The organism is Streptomyces sp. NPDC029956, assembly GCF_055574655.1.
This window is the reverse complement of sequence record NZ_JBVHZJ010000002.1, coordinates 196,668-215,483: the sequence shown is the minus strand read 5'-3', so window position 1 is coordinate 215,483 and position 18,816 is coordinate 196,668. Positions and strand designations below refer to the sequence as shown.

Below are 18,816 nucleotides of genomic sequence, written 5' to 3'. Positions count from 1 at the left end.
GATAGAAGATCTTCCGACAAGACAATTGTCCTTTCCCCCCCCCCCCACCCACCCCCGGCCGTCCCCCCCCGGCCACGTCGCGCCCCTGCTGTGCGTGGTGCGGTCGTGCGAGCGGCTACTCGGCGATCGCCGTGGCCTCGATCTCGATCAGGAAGTCGGGTTCGGCGAGGGTGGCGACCCCGACCAGGGTGGTCGGCCGGACGACGTCCGCCCCGAGCCTGGCGGCCGCGCGCTCGGCGCCCGCCGTGACCGCGTCCCACTTGTCGAGGGACCAGTCCACCGCGTAGATGGTCAGCTTCACCACGTCGTCGAAGGAGGCGCCGGCCGCGGCGAGACCGGTGGCGATGTTGAGGTAGACCTGCTCGGTCTGCGCCGCCAGGTCGCCCATGCCGACCGGTTCGCCGTCGGCGGTACGCGGGGTCTGGCCGCTCAGGAAGATGACGCGGCTTCCGGTGCCGACCGCCAGCTGCCGCCAGCCGTAGGGCTTGGTGAGTCCGGGCGGGTCGATGTTCTCGACGGCCATGGGGTGTCCTTTCGGGAGGGCGGGAGGGACGGGGCGAGGCGGTACTGCGCCTGGTGCGACGGAGGGTCAGCGGTATTCGCGGCAGGTCGCGTAGTACTTGCGCAGCAGGCTGACGAGCTCCGGGTCGAAGCGGGAGGCGAAGAGCAGCTCGGCCGGCGGGGTGAACTCGGGGTCGAGCTCGTCGGCCCAGGCGAGGGTGGCCGGGCGCAGGTCCATCTCGATCCACTGGTGCCACTCGACGGGGATCGTCCAGTCCTGCTCGTACCCGATGCCCATCTGGTGGTCGATGAGGAGGTCGACGATCTCCTCGCGCGTCCCGGTCCGGTAGGGCTGCCGCAGCGGCGCGAACCGGTCGAGGTCGGCCGTCCGCTCCTCGCCGAGGATGCGGGCGGCGAAGTCCTGGGCGAGCAGCGGCGACAGGTGCAGTCCGTCGCGGTAGGTGCCGGTCATGATCGTCAGGCCCTGCATGCCGCCGTCGCCGAGCAGCGGGAAGCCGTCCATGGAGACCGGCCGGTTGCCGACCTGGACCTTGGTGACCTCGCTGTTCCAGAGGTTGCGGCGGACCTGGCGGTGGGCGCACTGGAGCAGGAAGACCAGGTCGCGCATCTCGGCGGTGTCGCGCGGTTCGACGGCGATGACGTTGGTGGCGCCGACGTAGACGTGGCCGTCGCCGCGGGGCACCACGTGCAGCCCGCACGCGAAGGAGCGGTTCGGGGTACGGATGACGCTGTCCGGACTCGTGCCGTCCTGCGTCTTGATCAGCGAGGAGACTCCGTAGCCGCTGACCAGCCGGGGGACGCGGGGGCCGACGGGCAGGCTGTCGAGCAGCTCCTGGGTGCGGGCGCCGGCGGCCAGGGTGATGTGGTCGGCGGCGATCGTGCGGCCGGAGGAGAGCACGACTCCGGTGACCCGCTCGCCCCGGTACTCGACCCGGGTGGCGAACTCGGGGACGAGGGTGGCACCGGCCCGGACGGCGGCCGATTCGAGCCTCTCCAGGAGGGAGGCGGCGTCGACCGCGTGCTCGCCGGGTATGTGGAAGGCCTTCAGCGGGCGGGAGATGGGCTCGGCGTCCACCCAGTCGAGGTCGGCGGGCTCCACGTCCTCGAACGGTTCCTCGTAGCGGGTGAGTTCGGCGCGGATGGCGTTGTAGTTGGCGTCGTCGATCTCGGCGGTGCCGATGGTGTTGAGGACGACGGTGGTGCCCTGGGCGGTCCTGATCGGCGTGCCCTCCGTCTGCTCCTCCAGCTCCTCCAGCCACGGTCCCCACAACTCGGTCGCCTTGATGCCGAGTTCGAGTTTGTGGCGGCCGTGCTCGGTGGCCAGCAGGGAGGTGGTGACCTCACCGAAACAGCCGAGCATGGCGCCGGCCGCGGCCGATCCGGCCCACGGTCGGTGGGGCTGGCCGAGCACGGCGACGCGCTGTCCGCGTTGCGCCAGGACCCAGGCGAGCGACAGTCCCAGGACTCCGTTTCCGGCGATGACGGTGTCGTAGCCGGTGCCGTCCACGTCTGCGTTCCTGTTGGCGTTCATCAATGTCCAATCTCCCGGGGCTCCGTCAGGTCGCCCCGATGGGTGTGGGTGGGTCGATGGCGTCGGAACTGCTGGTGCGTGTGGTGCGTATGGGGCCTTGGTGGGCGGAGGGCGCGCCGGACGGTCAGCGGCGCCGGAACTCGTAGAGGGTGAAGTCCATGTGGACGATGCCGCGTTCGTCGGTGTGCGCCTCGACCACGGGGGAGTCGCCGAACTCGGCGGCGGGCAGCTCGACGGACTCCGTACGGAGCCGCTTGCCCTCGAATCCGGCCTCGTCGGCGGCGCGCAGCATCTTGAACGGGTTGCCCATGGCCTCGCTGGTGCCCAGGTAGATGCGACCGTCGGCGGCCAGATGGCGCACCACGTCGCGGAAGAACCGGTTCACCAGGCCGTACCCGGGGTCGAAGACCGCGCGCTCGATGTGCCCGGCGTACGGGCGGTCGGCGGGCGCCTCGATGAACGGGGTGTTCCAGAACACCGTGTCGAGCTGCTCGGCGGGGTCGAGGGCGTCGAAGAGGTCGCTGGTCAGCGCGGTGAACCGGTCCGAGACTCCGTGCCGCTCGGCGTTGAGCCGGGCGTTCCGCACGGCGGCCGGGTTGATGTCGGTGGCGAGCACCCGCGCCGCCCCGTGCTGCGCGGCGAGCACGGCGGCGACACCGGCGCCGCACCCCAGCTCCAGGAAGCGGGTGCCCCGCTCGTACGGAACCCAGGAGGCGAACAGGCCCGGACCGGGGTCCGTGTAGGGCGGGAACACCTCGGGCAACAGGTCCCATTCCCTGTCGAGCAGCGAGAAGGTCGACTGAGTGGGGCGGTCGGGGCTCTGGATCTGTGACACGACCCAGGTGCCGAGTTCGTAGCCCAGCTCGTTGTCCATGGGGTCCTCCCTGTGGGGGAGCCGGCGGAGAGTCCCGGGGGAGAGCTCTCCGCGGCTACCGGTGGTGTGTCATGACGGTCAATCAGTTGTCCGCGACCGCCTGCGCGTTCGCGGGTGTTCCCGCCCCCGCCGACGCGTTCGCGGGCCCGGCCTCGCGGGCGGCCCGGTTGCGGGCCATCGCGCGCTCGACCAGGACGACCGGGATGGTGAGGACGGCGAGTCCCGCGCCCAGCCACGGGATCGAGGTGAGACCGGCACCGGCGCCGAGCGCCACGCCCGCGAGGACGGGAACCACGCTGATGCCGAGCTGGAACATGGAGACGGCGGTGGCACCGGCGAGGGTCGGAGCACCCGACGCCACCGTGAACACCCGCCCGTAGACAGCCGGGTTGAGGACGAAGCCCGCGACGCCCAGGAGCAGGACCAGGGGGACGACGGCCACGGCGTAGTCGGCGAGGAGAGCGAGCAGCACGGAGCAGACGAGGATCCCGCCGGCCCCGATGAGCAGGGCGTGGTGAGGGCGCCCGTCGGCGATCCGGCCGCCGATCGAGAGGCCGATGAACGCCCCGATGCCGAAGAGGACGAGGATGGCGGGCACCCACACGGAGTCCACACCGGTGACGTCCGTGAGGAAGGCCGCGAGGTAGTTGTACGAGATCATGTACGCGGCGGTGCTGAGCAGGGTCGCGGCGTACACCACCCACAGCTGCGGCTGCCGCATCGTCTGCAGCTCACGCTTCACACTGGGCTCCTGTGCCGCCTTGGTGGCGGGCACGGCGACGATCGTGGCGACCGCGCTCAGCACGGTCAGGGCGACCACCGCCCAGAAGCCGCCCTGCCAGCCGGTGAAGTGGCTGAGGAAGGCGCCGGCCGGGCCGCCCGCGACCATCGCGATGCTGAGACCGCTGACCACCACGCCGGAGGCCCGGGCGGTGCGGTCGGGGGTGACGAGGGAGATCGCGGTGACCGCGGCGACCGCCCAGAACCCGGCGTACGCCAGGCCGATCAGGAAGCGCGTGACGAGCAGCACCGTGAAGTCGTCGGTCAGCAGACCGACGGCCACCCCGGCGGCGAACACGGCCTGCGAGATCACCAGGGTCGTACGGCGGGGCCAGCGCAGGGTCAGCACCGCGAGCGGCGGGCCGCCGATCACCACGCCGATGGCGAAGGCCGAGATGAGGGCACCGGCGGAGGACAGCGAGATGTCGAGGTCGTCGGCGATGTCCGGGAGGACGCCGGCGAGCAGGAACTCGGCGCTGCCCATCGCGAACAGGCTGAACGCGAGAAGGTAGACGGCGAGCGGCAGCCTGCCGTTGGCCTTCGGGGCAGCGGCTTCCTGCGGTTCGGTGTGGACGCTCATCGGTGGCCGCCTCCCTGCTGCGTGACGGCGAGGTACGGGGTCGGCGCGAGGTGCGGGACGGTGGTGGGGCACGGGGTGGCGACGGGGTGCGGGGGGACGCGTCGCACAGCCCCGGGGGTGGCCAAACGCATGAGCGGACTCCTCGTTCTGACGGTTCGGGCATACGGATCAGGGCGGGCGCGCGCCGGTCTGCCGGCCTCGGCGGTCCGCCGGATCGTGGTGATCACCAGTGACGCCCATGCTGGAACCGGGCTCCGCGGACGGACAACATTTGTTGCCGATACCGGGACGCGGAGGGGGCCAGGGGAAGCGCCGGGTCCGGCGGGCGGACAGTGGATCACTCCTCACCGGGCACGCCCTCGCCCCAGCCCCACTTCTTGATGGTGGTACGACGGGCGGGGCCGACGTCCGGCTGGGAGTTGGCCATCGCGCGGCGCGAGCCGAACTCGATGTAGCCGACGAACGCGGAGCGGAACTCGGCGTCCTCGGGCAGTCCGACCTCGTCCATGGCCGTCAGCATCAGCTCCACCCAGCGGGCCCGCTGCTCGGGCTTGATGGCCCGGTTCCGGTGCCGGGAGACCATGTGGGGGTAGCCGCCGTGCTGCTCCGTGTAGTGCGTGGGCCCGCCGAGCACCTCGCCGAGGAAGGTCGCGACGTGCTGGGGGTGGTCGTCGTCCATGTGGGCGAAGAGCGGGGCGAGGAGCTCGTCCTTGCGGACACGGGCGTAGAACGCCTCGGTGAGCCGCTCCAGCGCCTCGGTGCCGCCGATCCATTCGTAGAGGGTGGGTACCCGGTTCTGGTTCCGGGCCTCGTCCTGCGCCGTGGCCGGCGCCGGGTCCTGGTGCTGGTCCGTCACTGTGTCGCCTCTCTCGGGAGTTTCGTGCGGCTGGGGCGGGATGCCGGGGTGCCGGGGGTGCGAAAGGGGAAGCGGGAGGGGAGGGGGCAGCCGGAGGGGGAGGGGTCAGGCCGCGTAGAGGTCGAAGGTCGGTGTCGGCCTGCCGCCGTGGGCCGGGGTGTCCAGGCGCGGATCGACCGAGAGCATCGCCTGGTGCAGCCGCTGGAGTTGCGGGGCGGGCTCCAGCCCCAGCGCCTCGACGAGCCGACGTCTGAGGCCGCGGTAGAGCTGGAGGGCCTCGGACTGCCGGCCCGCGCGGTAGAACGCCACCATCGCCTGGGCGTGCAGCCGTTCGTTGGCGGGGTGGAGGCGGGTCAGCTCGACGAGTTCGGCGAGGAGTTCGCCGTGCAGACCGAGGCGCAGTTCGGCATCGAGCCGGCGTTCGGTGGCGAGCAGCCGGCTCTCCTCCAGGCGCGCCGCGTGGATCCGCAGCGCCGCCCCGGCCCGTACGTCCACCAGGGCCGGTCCCTTCCACAGGGCGAGGGCCTCGCGGAGCAACCGGGCGGCACGGGCGCTGTCGCCGTCGGCGAAGGCGGTGTGTCCGGCCTGCGCGGCGCGCTGGAAGGCGAAGGCGTCGACGTTCTCTTCGGCGATCCGCAGGAGGTAGCCGTCGTGACCGGTGGCCAGCAGAGCCCGGGCCCGGGCCGGACCGGTGGCGCCGGTCCTCCCGGTCGCGGCCCCGGTGGCACCTGTCCTCCCGGTCGCCGTCCCGGTCGCCTCGGTCGACTCGGCGGCCCCTTCCGACCCGTACGGTCCGCCGAGTGCGGCTGCCAGCGCCCGGCGCAGCCGCAGGATGTAGGTCTGGAGGGTGCTGTGCGCGCTGCACGGCGGCAGCGGGCCCCAGAGTTCCTCCTTGAGGGTGGCCACCGGGACGGGCCGGCCGGGGTGCAGTGCGAGGAGCGCGAGAATCTGCCGCGTCTTCGCCGCACTCGGGACGACCGGAACTCCGTCCGTCTCGGCGTGCAGCGGGCCGAGAATCCGTATCTTCACGCGTCCTCCGTCCATCGTCCGAGTGCCGTCCGGATCGGTCCCTTTCCGAAGCGGCTGTTCTGGTGAGGAACGTAGGAGTGCGGGGGCGAGGGCCTCAATACGGTGGGACCGTAGGGCTGACCGAAGAATCTGCGGAGGGGAGTCCCTACGGGTGACCTGTGGCGGGTGACATGTAACGGGTGAGGGGTGATGATTCTGGGCATGCCGAAGCCCCCGAGCGTGAGGGGACGCGCTTCGGGGGCATTACCGGAACCGTGGTACTGCTAATCTCCTTAGTTAATTCGTTCGTCTTTACCTTTCGGATCCGCTTTTCGCCAAGGTGACAAATTCGCCGGCCGGATTCAGGCAGATGCAGAGGGCCTGCACAGCCGTGCGGTGTGCACCGTGACGGCGGTCAGATAGAAGGCGTCGGGGCGCCAGAGGACGCCGGTGCAGGCGTCCCCGTCGAGGAGTTGCTCCACGGTGAGCCGGTCCACCAGGTCGAGGCGCTCACCGAGGTCGGCGAGCAGCCCGTGCAGCCGGGTGTGGAGATGCCGGCGCACCGGCACGTCGAGCGGGGCCGGGAACTCGATGAGGAACGTACGGGTCCCGGCGGGCACGAGCCCGGCCGAGGCCAGCAGACAGGGCCAGTCCTCGACGACGGAGGTGGCGCCGGGGAGCCGGGACCGCCGGGCGGTGACCTGTTCCTCGACGGCGGCGTCGAGGCGCGCCTGGAGTCCGGGTCTGCCGATGCCGATGTCCCGGGGCAGGAAGCGGGGCGGCAGACCCCGCTCGGCGACGGCGAGCAGCCCGCCGGGCCGCAGCGCGGAGGCCAGGCTCCGCAGGGCGGCCTCCTGGTCGCCGAGGTGGCGGCAGACGTTCCCGGTCCAGATCAGGTCGACGGGACCCGACCGGGCGAACTCCTCGGGCCGTTCGGCCCGTTGCGTGGTGATCCGGTCGGTCAGCCCGTGCTCGGCGGCCCGGGCCTCGGCCCGGGCGAGCAGGGCGGCCGACCGGTCCACGGCGAGCACGCGGGCTTCGGGGAAGGCCTCGGCGAGGGCGTGGGAGGCCACGCCCGGGCCGCTGCCGACGTCGAGGATCCGGCGGACGGCCGCCGTGGCCCGGTCCGCGGGGCCGAACAGCCCGTGCAGCCAGTGGGCCGCCTCGGCCATGAAGCCGGCGTGCAGTGCGGCCTCCTGCTCGGCCGGGTGCTCGGCCCGGTCCTCCGCCTCGTACTCGCCTGCGGGTTGGCCCGCGTGTCCGACGGCGATTCCACCTGCGTGTCCGCCCGCGGGTTCGGCTCCGTGTCCGCCTTCGTGCTCGGCTCTGTCCGTGGCGCCGAGGGCGTCACCGGCGAGGCCTCCGGTGCCATGCGTGGGTGTCATACGGTCACCTCCGCCGGCCAGGATGGGGACGCCGGGGACACCGGACAACTCTTGTTGCCGGTTCCGGGACCGACCGCCGGATCGTACGGGCGGGAACCGGCCGATACTCGGGGACGGCCGCCGCCGGCAGCGCGCGACGCACGGACCCGGGGGCGCATCAGGTCCCGGCTGAACGTGTCGAGCAGCTCCCACCGGGCGGTGAGCGGGAAGTAGTGGTCGCCGGGGACCGTGTCCATCCGCAGGGACCGCCGGGTGCACCGGCGCCACCCGGCCAGATCGGCCCCGCTGACGCTCCGGTCCTCGCTGCCGCCCATGGCCGTGACCGGGCAGTGCACGACATGGCGGGGGTCGCGCCGGTACGACTCCAGGACGGCGAGGTCGGCGCGGAGCGCGGGCAGCACCCGGGGTGCCCGCGACGGGTCGAGGGCGCCCGGGGGGATCCGGCCCCGTCGGGCGAGCCGGCGCAGCAGCTCGGCGTCCGGCAGCTGGGAGACGGCGTGTTCCGGCGCGGGACGGTACGGGACGCCGGCCCCGGAGACGTACAGCCGCTCGGCCACCGCGTCGTACTCCCACTCCAGGCGGGCGGCGATCTCGTACGCGAGGAGGGCGCCGAAGCCGTGCCCGTAGAGGGCGAAGGGGCGGTCACGCATGCGGGCCACGTACGGGATGATCTCGGCGAGCAGGGGTTCGAGCCGGCCGCAGGGGCGGCCGCGCGGATGGCGGCCGCGTCCCGGCAGTTCGACGGGGGTGACGACGACCGAGGTCCCGAGGGCCTCGGCCCAGGGCAGGTAGACGCCCGCCGAGGCGCCCTCGAAGGGGAGGCAGAACAGCCGCACGGACGTGTCGTCGGTCATCGGGTCACCGGTCCCCGGGCGGCGGCCGCGCGGCGCGGGGTCCCGCCGCGCAGCAGTACCGCGTACGCGTCCGCGGCCTCCTCGAGGATCCGGAGCCCCGCCCGCCGGTCCATCAGCTCGCGGGCGTACCGCCAGGCGAAGGTCCAGTCGCGGTCGGAACGCCGGATGAGGGTGGCGCACATCAACGGGGCCCGGTCGAGGGGGAGTCCGGCGGCGGACTCCCCGGCCAGGCGTTCGGCGAGCCGGGCGTCCTGCACCTCGGCCCGGGTGGCCCGCCAGTCCACGAGCTGCAGCCGGAAGCGGGCCTCGGGCCGCAGCGTGCGGCGCAGCAGGCCGTCCGGCCCGCGGTGGAGCGCGGTGCGGGACAGGGGAGTGGCGTCCAGGACGGACTGCCACGCCTGCTCGTACACGTACGGCACGACTCCGCGCAGGGACATGACGAACTGTTCGGTGCGGAGCTCCTCGCTGATCGCGGACACGCGGTACCGCTCCCTCCATCAGATTCACGCCAATTGGCCGGTGGTGAACTCGCGGATCGTCGGCAACCGCTTTCCGGGCCGTTCACTGGTCACCGCCGCACATCGGTGCCGACCGTACCCGTGCGGTCCCCATTCACCTCAATACGGGACCACCGAAGCAATGGCCGAAGGAATACGTTCGGAATCCGTGCGGCGAGATCCGCTGTACAAATATCGCCGCCCCCGTGTTAGCGTCGGGATCCTCGGAGGTGTGGGCCGTTCACCGGTGTTCGGGGGATCGGCGTGGAGGACTTCTACCGGTCTCCATGTCGTCTGAAGAAGGCATTTCCAGCATGACGGCGACGGTTCGGGCCATGACCTGAAAAGGGCCTTGACGGCGCCGGCTCCACAGCTTTTCCGCATGGCCTCCCCCTGCCGAAGTGGCGACCCTGTCCGAGTCATTCCACTGTTCGGCAGGGAGGTGTGGGGCGGTGCCCAAGGAGCTGTTCGGCAGGAGCGAGGAATCGAAGACCATCACCGAGATATTGGACGCCGCGAGAGCGGGCGCGGGCGCCGTCGCGCTGGTGGAGGGCATCATCGGCACCGGTAAGACCTCGCTGCTGCGCTGGGCCGAGGAGACGGCCCGCGACCAGGGCATGATCGTCCTTTCCGCCACCGCCTCCCCGGCCGAGCAGCGCTTCCCCCTCGGGGTCGTGCACCAGTTGCTCGGGACGCTGCCGGAGACCGCGCACGGCTGGGACCGCACCTTCGCCGCCTACGGCGCCCCTCAGGGCGACGGCCGGACCGAGCCCGACTACCCGCTCCTCGCGGAGCTGTGCGCGAACGTGGGCCGGGCGGCGCGGCGCACCCCGATCCTGCTGACCGTCGACAGCGTCCAGCACGTCGACTGCCCGTCACTGCTGTGGCTGGGCTTCCTGAGCCGCCGCCTGGAGAACCTGCCCGTCGTCCTGCTGGCCACCAAGCGCTGCGGCGAACCGGCCAGCGACCAGCACCTTCTGGTCGAGTTCATGGAGGGGCTGCGCCCCGACCGCCACATCCATCTGAGCGATCTCAGCCCGAGCGCGGCGCTCGATCTGGCCACGTCGCTGTGCGGCCACGGTCACGGTCACGAGGCCGTGGACGCACTGGTCGCCGGGACCGGCGGGAACCCGTACCTGCTGACCGAGCAGATACGCACGGGCCCGGCGGGCCGCTCCGGACTGCTCGTCCCTACGGCCACGGGCCACGTCGGAGGGCCTTCGGGACCGCCCGCTCACCCCGGTCGCCCCGGCCACCCGGGTCAACCCGGTCACTACGGTCTGCCCGGTCACTACGGTCTGGCCGGTCCCTACGGCCTGACCGGTGTGCCGGGGCGGCCCGGTCGCTCCGTGCCCTCCGGAAGTCCCGGATATCCCAGGTATCACGCGTCTCCAGGGCATCCCGGGGACTCCGCCGACGCGCGCGCCGGCCGGGCGCCGGGCGACCCTTCGGACGAGCGCCTGGGGCTCCAGGCCGTCAAGGAGCGCATCCTGTGCATGCTCCGGCGGATCGACCCGTACGGACTGGAGATCGCCCGCGCCGCCAGCGTCCTGTGCGGTCCGGTGGACGCAGCCCTCCTCGCCGACCTCTGTGGCGTCCCCACCGAAGACGCGTGTCGATGTATCAGCAGACTCACGGAATCCGGACTGCTCTGCCCCCACGACATGAAGTTCCGCCACCCCCTCCTCGCAGGGCTGCTCTACCAGGACATCCCGTGCGCCGAGCGCGCCGAACTGCACCGGCTCGCCGCCCGCAGGATGCGGCACCGCGGCGATCCGAGCGAGGACGTCGCCGCCCACCTGCTGCGCTCCCACCGCCTCGACGAACCCTGGATGGCGCAACTCCTCATGGAGGTCGCCCAGGACGTGGTCGAGCACGACCCCGCGGGCGCCCGCCGACTGATCGAGAAGGCCGTCCTGCACGGGGTGCCCGAGGGCCAGGAGGACCGGGCGGAAGCCCTGCGGATCCAGGCCCTCAGCGGCCTCGACCTGCCCGCCGCGGCGCGCGCCCTGACCGCGCACACCTCCACCGTCACCGCGCCGGCCGAAAGGTTCCGGCACGCGCTGCGGCTCTCCGACCTCCGGCTGCGCCTGGACGACACCGCGGGCGCACTGGAGATCCTGGAGGAGGCCCGGCGGGAGACGGCGGGCACCCTCGACCCGACCGCCGCGGCACGTCTGCGCGAGGCGGCGGCGCAGGTACGGTTCCACGACGGCGGCGCTCCCGGCGACGCGGGACGCCACCCCCACCCCGGGCGCCATCCCGGCGAGGAGGACCGGCTGCTGCGCGTCCTCCTCCTGCGTACGGCCACCGGCGACTCGGCGACCGCGGCGCGGCGGATCGCCGACCGGCTGCTGTCCGTCCCCCTCGCCCCGTACGGCTCCGCCCGCTGGTACCAGGCGCTGCTCGCCCAACTGTGGGCGGGCGACGGGGAGGAGGCACGGCGGCACATCGACACCGAGGTCGGACTCGCCCGCGCCGACGGCAGTACGACCCGGATCGCCGAGGCGCTGGCCGTACGCGGTCTGGTGCAGCTGCACCGCGGGCAGCTCGCCCGGGCCGAGGGCGACGCCCGCGAGGCGCTCGACCTGCTCACCCGGATCCGCGCCGCCCGGTTCCACGTGGGGCCGCTCGCCCGCAGCGTGCTCATCGACGTCGCCATGGAACGCGACGACATCGCTGCGGCCGGAGCCCTCCTCGACGACGCCCCGCCGCTGCCCGGTGACCGGCCGGTCACCTGGTGGCGGCTGCACCTCCTGCACAGCGCCGGCCGAGCCCTCGGCCGGCTCGGCGAGGCACGGCGCGGCCTGGTGCTGCTCGCCCACTGCGAGGAGGAGCTGGCCCGGCGCGGAATCGTCAACCCGGCGATCCTGCCCTGGCGTTCCACTCGCGCCTCGCTCCAGCTGGCCCGGCGCAACGTGGCCGCGGCCCGCCGTGCCGCCCAGGAGGAGACCGCGCTCGCCCACCGCTGGGGCGCCCCCTTCGCGCTGGGCCGGGCCCTGGCCGCCGAGGCGGCGGCGAGCTCGGGCCGCGAGGCGCAGCGGCTCGCCGACCGGGCCGTGGAACTCCTCGAACCCACCCCGGCACCCCTGCTCTTCGCCCACGCCCTGTACACGGCGGGGCGCGCCCACCGGCAGAGCGGTACGCCCCGCCGGTCCCGCGAACTGCTCCACCGTGCCAACGAGGTCGGCATCTCCCTGGGCGCCGACGGCCTCGTGGAGGCGGTGCAGCGGGAGCTGCGGGACGCGGGCGGCCGCCCCGACCCCCGCAAGGACTCGACGGAGTCGCTGCTCACCCCCACGGAGCGGCAGGTCTCCGAACTGGCCGCGCGCGGTATGAGCAACCGTGACATCGCGCGGCAGCTCCAGGTGAGCCTGCGGAACGTCGAGTCCCATCTCACCCACTCATACCGGAAGTTACGCATCAGCGGCCGGCACGAGCTGGCCCGCTTCTACCCCGCCGACGAACCCCCGGATCCGGCACCGGTCCTCCTCTACCAGCACCGGACCGCCCTCACCCCGACCGCCAATCCGTAGACAACCGTCCCCGGAAGACCTCAGGGCTCGATCAGGCCCACCCGGATCGCGTACCGGGTCAGTTCGAGGCGGTCACGCATGCCGAGCTTCTGGAGGAGGTTCGCGCGGTGGCGTTCCACCGTCTTCGGGCTGATGACGAGGAGGTCGCCGATCTCCTTGGAGCTGTGCCCCTCCGCGACCAGTTTGAGGATCTCCTCCTCGCGTTCCGTGACGGCCTTGTCCGGCAGGGGCCTGCCCTGCTCGGCGCGGTCGAGCCAGGTGCGGATCAGGGCGGTCTCCGCGCCGGGGTAGATGAAGGGCTCGTCGCGGACCGCCGCCCGGCAGGCCTCCACCAGGTCGCGGTCCGCCACCGACTTCAGGACGTAGCCGCTCGCGCCGGCCTTCAGGGCCTCGAAGAAGTACTGCTCGTTGTCGTACATCGTGAGGATCAGGATCCTCAGCTCCGGCTGGAGACGGCTGAGTTCACGAGCCGCCTGGAGGCCGGTCATACGGGGCATCGAGATGTCCAGGACGGCCAGGTCGACGGAGCCGGAGCGGGCCAGGGCCACCGCCTCCGCGCCGTCCGCCGCCTCCGCGACGACCGTCAGGTCCGGCTCCGCGTCCAGGATGAGGCGGACTCCGCCGCGGACCAGCGCATGGTCGTCCGCGAGGAGGATCCGGGTGGGGGACGGGGTTGCCGGGGCCGGGGGAGGTGTGGGGGCCGTCATGGCGTCGCCTTACCGCTCGGTGTGCTCAAGTGGACTTCCGTACCGCCGTCTTCGCCTTCGCGGATCGCCAGCTCCGCGCCGATCAGCAGGGCCCGCTCCCGCATGCCGCTGAGGCCCGCGCCGTCCGGCGCCCGGCCGATCCCCCGGCCGTCGTCCTTGACCAGGAGGCCGACCCCGCCGTGCGGCAGCCTGCGCAGCCGCAGGTCCACCCGGGTCGCACCCGCGTGGCGGGCCGTGTTGGTGAGGCCCTCCTGCGCCACGCGGTAGAGCACCAGCTCCGTCTCGTGGTCGAGCTTCGGGAGGCCGGGCTCGATGCGGGCCCGCACCGTCAGGCCCGGCGTCGAGAACTCCGAGGCCAGCGATCTGAGCGCGCTGTGCAGCCCCAGCTCCTCCAGCACCCCGGGCCGCAGCCGGCGCGCGATGCGGCGGATCTCGTCCAGGCTCGTCCGGGTCGTCTCCTGCGCCTGGTGGAGCTCGGTGCGCAGCTCCTCCGGAGCGTGGTTCGCGGCGTGCTTCAGCTGGAGCAGGACCGCCGTGAGGGTCTGCCCCACCTCGTCGTGCAGCTCCTGCGCGATCCGCCGCCGCTCCTCCTCCTGCGCCGAGAGGACCCGGGCGGTGCTCGCGGCCCGCTCGGCCTCGAGCCGGTCGAGCATCGTGTTGTACGTACGCGTCAGGTCGGCGAGCTCGCCGCGTCCCGCCACCATCGCCCGCCGCCCCGGCCGCAGCAGGTCGGCGGTCCGCATCGCGCGGGTGAGGCGCTGGAGCGGGGCGAGGCCGAGCCGCAGCAGGAACGCGTTCGCGAGGAGCATCGCGACGAGGCCCGCCACGAGCACGATCGCCTCACCCAGGAGGACGGGCGTCGAGACGGTGACGGGACCCAGCAACAGCAGTACGGCGACGACCAGCACCGAGGCGTTGAGAAGGAAGATGCGCCAGTACAGCGACACTTTTGCGACTCTCTCCCTTTGCCTGCTCCGGGCCTCTGACCTGCGGCGGGATCCATGTCCCCGCCTCATCCTGACCAGTTTCCGGCGCCTTGTCCATCCGTGCCGACACCCATGTTCCGGGCCTCCCGGCGGATGGCACCATGGCCCCCGACCACCGATCTGATCACCCTTTGACATGACAACGGAAGGGACGGGCCCTTGCCTGCTCCGCGGATGAGAACGACACCCCTGCCCGGCATAGGCGTCCAGTACGACCTCACCACCCGGGAGCACCGCCAGCTGTCGGTCATCGCGCACCGCGACGGAACCCGGACCGTGAACGTCTACCGGGGCGACGACCCCGACGCCTGCGCGCAGTCGGTCCACCTCACCGAGGCCGAGACCGCCTCGCTGATCGACGCGCTGCTCCCCGCGCACCACAGCCCCAACGTCCTGCACACCACCGACCTGGGACTCGTCGCCGAACGCATCGAGCTGTCCGCCCACTCGTACTGGAACGGGCGCCTGCTCGGCGAGACGCGGATGCGCACCGAGGCCGGCGCCTCCATCGTCGCCGTACTGCGCCGCTCCGGGGCCGTACCGTCCCCGACGCCCGCCTTCCGGCTCGCCGGCGGCGACACCCTCATCGTCATCGGCACCCGCGAGGGCGTCGACGCGGCCGCAGCGATCCTCGGTCGGGAGTGAGGGCGGCGTGCACTCCGCGGTCTTCCTGATCGAATTCGGCGCCATCATCCTCGGTCTCGGCCTGCTCGGGCGGCTCGCCGGGCGGTTCAGCTTCTCCCCGATACCCCTCTACCTCCTCGCCGGGCTCGCGTTCGGCAAGGGCGGCCTGCTGCCGCTCGGCACCAGCGAGGAGTTCGTCGCCATCGGCGCCGAGATCGGGGTGATCCTCCTGCTCCTCATGCTCGGCCTGGAGTACACGGCGAGCGACCTCGTCTCCAACCTCAAGACGCAGTATCCGGCCGGGCTCGTCGACTTCGCCCTCAACGCGCTGCCCGGCGCCGCCGCCGCGCTGCTCCTCGGCTGGGGGCCGGTCGCCGCCGTCGTCCTGGCGGGCGTCACCTGGATCTCGTCGTCCGGCGTCATCGCCAAGGTCCTCGGCGACCTCGGACGCCTCGGCAACCGCGAGACACCGGTCATCCTCAGCATCCTGGTCCTCGAAGACCTCGCCATGGCGGTCTACCTGCCCATCATCACGGCCCTGCTCGCCGGGGTCGGTCTGGCGGCCGGCAGCGCCACGCTCGCCATCGCCCTGGGCGTGGCCGGCGCCGTGCTCTTCGTCGCCGTCCGCTACGGGCGGCTGATCTCACGGTTCGTCTCCAGCGACGACCCGGAGAAGCTCCTCCTCGTCGTGCTCGGCCTGACGCTGCTCGTCGCCGGTGTCGCCCAGCAGCTCCAGGTCTCCGCGGCCGTCGGCGCGTTCCTCGTCGGCATCGCCCTCTCCGGCGAGGTCGCCGACGGAGCCCACGCCCTGCTGAGCCCCCTGCGCGACCTCTTCGCCGCGGTGTTCTTCGTCTTCTTCGGACTGCACACCGACCCCGCCAGCATTCCGCCGGTGCTTCTCCCGGCGTTCGCCCTGGCCGTCGTCACCGCGCTGACCAAGATCGCCACCGGGCACTGGGCCGCGCGCCGCGCGGGCATCGGGGTCAAGGGACGCTGGCGGGCGGGCGGCACGCTGGTGGCCCGCGGCGAGTTCTCCATCGTGATCGCGGGCCTCGCCGTCACCGCGGGGGTGCAGCCGCAGCTCGGCCCCTTCGCCACGGCGTACGTGCTCATCCTCGTGGTCATCGGGCCGCTCACCGCCCGCTACACGGAACCGGTCGCCGCGTATCTGCTCCGGGGCCGCGGACCGAAGCCGTCGGCTTCGGCGTCGGAGGGCGTGGCCGTACGGGAGCCGGAGACGGGACCCGAGCCCGTACGCGTACCCGAGTCCGGGTCCGCCTCCGACCGCGTGTGAACGCGTGTGAACGCGTGAGGCCTGTCTCAGCCGGATCGTTCCGCTCAGGCAGCTCAGGCAGCTCAGGCAGCTCAGGCAGCTGAGTCGGTTGAGACGGCTGGGCCGGTTGGGCCGGCTGAGACAGCTGAGTCGGCTCAGCCCGCGATCTCGATCGATTCCCCCTGCGGCGCGGTCCGCTCCGCCGGCTGACCCGCCGGCTGCTTCCGCGTGATGTCCTGGAGCAGCTGCGCGAGGTCCACCCCGGTCGTGGAGGACAGGAGCTCCATGCCCTGGGCGACGTTGTCCGCGACCGTGCGGGACAACTGGCCCGCCCCGTCCGTCGAGATGACCGTCATCTTCTCCACGGCCGACAGCGGCTCGGACGCCTTCGCCACGACCTGGGGCAGGACCTCGACGAGCATCTGGAGGACGGCCGCGTCCCCGTACCCGGCGTAGGCGTCGGCCTTCTTCTGCATGGCCTCGGCCTCGGCGGCGCCCTTCGCCGCGATCGCCGCGGCCTGGGCCTCGCCCTCGATGCGTACGGCGTCGGCGAGGGCCGCGCGGTGGGCCTTCTCGCCCTCACCGGTGAGCCTGGCCCGCTGGGCGTCCGCCTCGGCCTCCTTGACCAGGGCGATACGGCGGGCCTCGGCCTCCTGCTCGGCCTGGTAGCGGGCGGCGTCGGCGGGCTTGCGCACCTGGGTGTCGAGCTGGCGGTCGGTCAGCTCGGCCTGGCGCGCGGCGACCTTCTCCTGCTCGGTCAGGATGTCCTGCTGGCGGGCGGCCTCGGCGAGCGGGCCCGCGGCGTTCGCCTGGGCGGCGGCCTCGTCCGTCTGGGCCTTGATCTCGGCCTGCTTCAGGTAGAGGGTCCGCTGCGCGATGGCGATCTCCTCCTCCGCCTTCAGCCTCGCCTGCTCGGCGGCGCGCCGTGCGACGGCCTCGGCGATGTCCGCCTCCTGCTTGGCGCGGGCGGCCTCGGGGCGGCCGAGGTCCTCCAGGTACGAGCCCTCGGTGGTGATGTCCTGGATCTGGAAGGCGTCGAGGACCAGGCCCTGGCCGGAGAGGCTGGCCTCCGCCTCCTCGGCGACCTGACCGGCGAACGCGGCCCGGTCCCTGATGATGTCCTCGACCGACATCCGGCCCACGATGGACCGCAGGGCGCCCGACAGCACCTCCTGGGTGAAGCCGACGATGCCGTTCTGCTGCATCAGGAACCGCTGCGCGGCCGCGCGGATCGAGTCCTCGGTGCCGCCGACCTTGACGATCGCGACGCCCTCGAGGTTGGCCTTCACACCGCGCAGGGTGACCGCGCCGCGCACCGCGACCGGGATGTGGCGGCTCGACAGGTCGAGCGTGAACTTCTGCTGCACGAACGGGACGACGAACACACCGCCACCGACCACGACCTTCTGGCCGCTGTTGTCGGTGAACACCCGCCCCGTGGCCGGGTCGGTGGCCTTCTTGCCGCGCCGGCCGGTGATGATGAACGCCTCGCTGGGGCCGGCCACCTTGTAGCGCGTGACGACGACGAGGCCGAGCAGGACGACGAGGACGACTATTCCCACGACAGCGGTCAGGACAGGGCTCATGCAGAAATCCCTTCGAATGAGATGAACGAAATGAATGAGTTCGGTGTGACGAACGCGAAGCGCAGGCTGAACGCGAAGAGCAGGCTGATCGCGAGGCGCAGGAAGAACGCACTCGATGAAAGAAGTGGTGCGTCGGGCGGCGGCGCAGCGGCGGAAGTCAGCGCTCCACGGGGCGGACCGTGACCGACGTCGCCGACAGCAGAGACTCCACCCACACCTCGGCGCCCCGCTCGACCGGCGCGGCCGCCTTCGCCGCGTACTTCACCGGCTGGCCCGCCAGATACAGCAGCACCTCGCCGTAGCCCCCGGCCGGAATCGCCGTGACCACCGCCCCCGACGTGCCCGTCAGGTCCTCGCCCCGCGGTGCGGGCGCGCCACCGTCCCGGAGCAGCGCCCGGCTGAACCGCCAGGTCGCCACGCCCACCAGGGCGCCCGCGACGAGGCCCGTGAGGGTCGCGACGACCGCTCCGGCACCGGCCGCGCCCGTGGCGATCGCGCCCGTGAACCCGAGCGCCGACACGAATCCGGCGATCACCGGGAGCGAGAGGAATCCGTCGAGGCCGCCGCCGATGCTTTCCAGGACGCCGTCGAAGACGAGGGAGAGCGCCAGGACGATCAGCCCGGCGATGCCGAATCCAAGAAACCATCCCACGCGTCGATCCCCCTTGATTCCTCGCGATCCTCCCTACTCCTGAATTGTTCCATGTAAGGAGCGTGTAGGACATGGGTGCCGGCACCCATTGATTCCCGGGAGCGGCCCGGCCGTTCAGTACGATGGGCTGCTGTTCTGTACGTGGAGGAGGGTGTCGTGACGGACCGGAGCGAGGGCGGAGCGGAGCCCTCCGCGCGCAGGCGCGGACAGGGCGAACTGGAGTCCCAGGTGCTTGCCGTGCTGCGCGAGGCGTCCGAACCCGTGCCCGTGGCGTGGGTACGGGAACGCCTCGGCGGAGGTCTCGCCTACACCACCGTCATCACCATCCTCACCCGCCTCCGGGCCAAGGGCGCCGTCGAGCGCGAGCGCGCCGGCCGTTCCTTCCGGTGGACGGCGGTCGCCGACGAGGCGGGGCTCGCCGCCCTGCGGATGCGGAAGGTGCTCGACGCGGAGGCGGACCGGCAGGCGGTCCTCGCGAGCTTCGTCACCGGCCTCTCGCCGAACGAGGAACGACTCCTGCGTGAACTGCTCTCCAAGGCCGCCGAGGAGGAGGAAGGCTAGCCGC

The 18,816-nt window shown here is 72.4% G+C and carries 17 protein-coding genes; 4 read left to right on the top strand and 13 right to left on the bottom strand.

Annotated features, from left to right (window positions below; genetic code table 11):
- Positions 1-115: 115 nt before the first annotated feature.
- From ACZ4XX_RS02160 to ACZ4XX_RS02120, 9 genes are all read right to left on the bottom strand, one after another.
- Complete coding sequence (locus tag ACZ4XX_RS02160) at positions 116-523, bottom strand: RidA family protein (RefSeq protein ID WP_468506097.1); 408 nt, start codon at positions 521-523, stop codon at positions 116-118.
- A 66-nt stretch (positions 524-589) separates the two neighbouring features.
- Positions 590-2,053, bottom strand: a complete 1,464-nt coding sequence (locus tag ACZ4XX_RS02155; protein WP_468506096.1) for an NAD(P)/FAD-dependent oxidoreductase — start codon at positions 2,051-2,053, stop codon at positions 590-592.
- 124 nt (positions 2,054-2,177) lie between these two features.
- Positions 2,178-2,927 carry a methyltransferase gene (locus ACZ4XX_RS02150; protein WP_468506095.1) on the bottom strand — a complete coding sequence of 250 codons (750 nt, stop codon included), beginning with the start codon at positions 2,925-2,927 and terminating at the stop codon, positions 2,178-2,180.
- An 82-nt stretch (positions 2,928-3,009) separates the two neighbouring features.
- Positions 3,010-4,287: a Cmx/CmrA family chloramphenicol efflux MFS transporter gene (locus tag ACZ4XX_RS02145; RefSeq protein WP_468506094.1), complete on the bottom strand. Its 1,278-nt coding sequence runs from the start codon at positions 4,285-4,287 to the stop codon at positions 3,010-3,012.
- A 337-nt stretch (positions 4,288-4,624) separates the two neighbouring features.
- Positions 4,625-5,143: a group II truncated hemoglobin gene (locus tag ACZ4XX_RS02140; protein WP_468506093.1), complete on the bottom strand. Its 519-nt coding sequence runs from the start codon at positions 5,141-5,143 to the stop codon at positions 4,625-4,627.
- 105 nt (positions 5,144-5,248) lie between these two features.
- Positions 5,249-6,172: an AfsR/SARP family transcriptional regulator gene (locus ACZ4XX_RS02135; protein ID WP_468506092.1), complete on the bottom strand. Its 924-nt coding sequence runs from the start codon at positions 6,170-6,172 to the stop codon at positions 5,249-5,251.
- A 341-nt stretch (positions 6,173-6,513) separates the two neighbouring features.
- Positions 6,514-7,536, bottom strand: coding sequence for a class I SAM-dependent methyltransferase (locus ACZ4XX_RS02130; protein WP_468506091.1), 1,023 nt, complete (start codon positions 7,534-7,536; stop codon positions 6,514-6,516).
- The gene (locus ACZ4XX_RS02125) at positions 7,533-8,390 is read right to left on the bottom strand and encodes a thioesterase II family protein (protein WP_468506090.1); all 858 of its coding nucleotides are present in this window, start codon (positions 8,388-8,390) and stop codon (positions 7,533-7,535) included. The genes ACZ4XX_RS02130 and ACZ4XX_RS02125 overlap by 4 nt, the downstream gene beginning before the upstream one ends.
- Positions 8,387-8,869 carry a hypothetical protein gene (locus ACZ4XX_RS02120; protein WP_468506089.1) on the bottom strand — a complete coding sequence of 161 codons (483 nt, stop codon included), beginning with the start codon at positions 8,867-8,869 and terminating at the stop codon, positions 8,387-8,389. The genes ACZ4XX_RS02125 and ACZ4XX_RS02120 overlap by 4 nt, the downstream gene beginning before the upstream one ends.
- 470 nt (positions 8,870-9,339) lie before the next feature.
- Between ACZ4XX_RS02120 and ACZ4XX_RS02115 the strand changes: the two genes are divergently transcribed.
- Positions 9,340-12,423 (top strand): BREX system ATP-binding domain-containing protein, encoded by a 3,084-nt coding sequence (locus ACZ4XX_RS02115; protein ID WP_468506088.1) that lies wholly within the window; start codon positions 9,340-9,342, stop codon positions 12,421-12,423.
- Between the two features lie 20 nt (positions 12,424-12,443).
- On the opposite strand, the gene ACZ4XX_RS02110 is transcribed toward ACZ4XX_RS02115, so the two are convergent.
- A complete protein-coding gene (locus tag ACZ4XX_RS02110) occupies positions 12,444-13,130 on the bottom strand; it encodes a response regulator transcription factor (RefSeq protein WP_468506087.1) in 687 nt (228 codons plus the stop codon).
- Positions 13,127-14,077: a sensor histidine kinase gene (locus ACZ4XX_RS02105; RefSeq protein WP_468506086.1), complete on the bottom strand. Its 951-nt coding sequence runs from the start codon at positions 14,075-14,077 to the stop codon at positions 13,127-13,129. The genes ACZ4XX_RS02110 and ACZ4XX_RS02105 overlap by 4 nt, the downstream gene beginning before the upstream one ends.
- Before the next feature lie 213 nt (positions 14,078-14,290).
- Between ACZ4XX_RS02105 and ACZ4XX_RS02100 the strand changes: the two genes are divergently transcribed.
- The gene (locus tag ACZ4XX_RS02100; protein ID WP_468506085.1) at positions 14,291-14,761 is read left to right on the top strand and encodes a cation:proton antiporter regulatory subunit; all 471 of its coding nucleotides are present in this window, start codon (positions 14,291-14,293) and stop codon (positions 14,759-14,761) included.
- 7 nt (positions 14,762-14,768) lie between these two features.
- On the top strand, positions 14,769-16,034 hold the full coding sequence (locus tag ACZ4XX_RS02095; RefSeq protein WP_468506084.1) for a cation:proton antiporter: 1,266 nt from the start codon (positions 14,769-14,771) through the stop codon (positions 16,032-16,034).
- Positions 16,035-16,168: 134 nt separating this feature from the next.
- On the opposite strand, the gene ACZ4XX_RS02090 is transcribed toward ACZ4XX_RS02095, so the two are convergent.
- The gene (locus ACZ4XX_RS02090; RefSeq protein ID WP_468506083.1) at positions 16,169-17,599 is read right to left on the bottom strand and encodes a flotillin family protein; all 1,431 of its coding nucleotides are present in this window, start codon (positions 17,597-17,599) and stop codon (positions 16,169-16,171) included.
- Positions 17,600-17,756: 157 nt separating this feature from the next.
- A complete protein-coding gene (locus tag ACZ4XX_RS02085; protein WP_468506082.1) occupies positions 17,757-18,251 on the bottom strand; it encodes a hypothetical protein in 495 nt (164 codons plus the stop codon).
- Positions 18,252-18,407: 156 nt separating this feature from the next.
- On the opposite strand from ACZ4XX_RS02085, the gene ACZ4XX_RS02080 reads away from it, so the two are divergent.
- Positions 18,408-18,812 (top strand): BlaI/MecI/CopY family transcriptional regulator, encoded by a 405-nt coding sequence (locus ACZ4XX_RS02080; protein ID WP_030322777.1) that lies wholly within the window; start codon positions 18,408-18,410, stop codon positions 18,810-18,812.
- The last annotated feature ends 4 nt before the right edge of the window (positions 18,813-18,816 follow it).